At 42.6% G+C, this 800-nt stretch carries 1 protein-coding gene; it reads right to left on the bottom strand.

Going from position 1 to position 800, the window contains the following annotated elements; all coding sequences use genetic code 11:
- Window positions 1-71: 71 nt before the first annotated feature.
- The gene (locus ABFX15_RS09720; protein WP_346025224.1) at window positions 72-707 is read right to left on the bottom strand and encodes an SGNH/GDSL hydrolase family protein; all 636 of its coding nucleotides are present in this window, start codon (window positions 705-707) and stop codon (window positions 72-74) included.
- Window positions 708-800: the final 93 nt, after the last annotated feature.

Genomic DNA, 800 nt, shown 5'->3' with positions numbered 1-800 from the left:
GTTTTCCACATGTGAATTCCTCGAGCTTTTGGTATATAAAGTGTTGTTATAAATTTTGGGCAAATTCAAATTTATTCATCAACAGATTTCAGCCAGCTGCTCGCTATCAGTCCGTGACCGGCTACAGTCGGATGGACACCGTCATCTCCTGTGTAATAGCTGAACCCGTCCCTTATTCCAGCCGCATTTAAAAGTCCATCCAGCGGAATGAGTTCAGTCTGATAATCTCTGGCCATCTTCCTGACGATCTGAATTCGTTTATCCAGGTCATTCCTCCAGCCCACTCTATCTTTCGGATAAGGCAGGACAAAAGGCTCCATTAAAATGACTCGAGCATCCGTTCTCTGGTGAAGCGATTTCAGAAGAAAGCGGTAGTCTGATTCAAACTCATCCAGTTCTTCATCTGTCAGTTCTACTCCGTCATTCTGATTACGCCATGTGTCATTTACACCTATAAGTAATGTGACGATGTCAGGATTAATAATCAGGCAATCATCTTCCCATCGCCTTTTAAGATCTTTCAGACTGTCTCCGCCAATACCCCGATTCAAAACTGTCAGCCTCTTCGCCGGATAGCGTGACTGAAGATGCGAAGCGACCATCAATGGGAATCCCTTACCTAAATCTTTGCCGTCCATACGGTCACGGCCTACATCTGTTATGCTGTCACCGATGAACAGCAACGTATCATTTTTGTTGATTTTCATTATTTTCCTCCTAGAAGGTGCCCAGTAATTACCAATTTTTTTGTTTTTTCGTGTTGTTTTAATGCAACTATCGTTGCTCTATCAATTAAAATA

Source organism: Alkalibacterium indicireducens, from assembly GCF_039522005.1.
Taxonomy (GTDB): domain Bacteria; phylum Bacillota; class Bacilli; order Lactobacillales; family Carnobacteriaceae_A; genus Alkalibacterium; species Alkalibacterium indicireducens.
The sequence above is the reverse complement of the archived record's forward strand: the minus strand, read 5'-3'. Positions and strand labels throughout refer to the sequence as shown.

Excerpts from the sequence above, each read along its gene's own strand:
- ABFX15_RS09720 (WP_346025224.1), bottom strand. The coding sequence starts at position 707 with ATGAAAATCAACAAAAATGATACGTTGCTGTTCATCGGTGACAGCATA.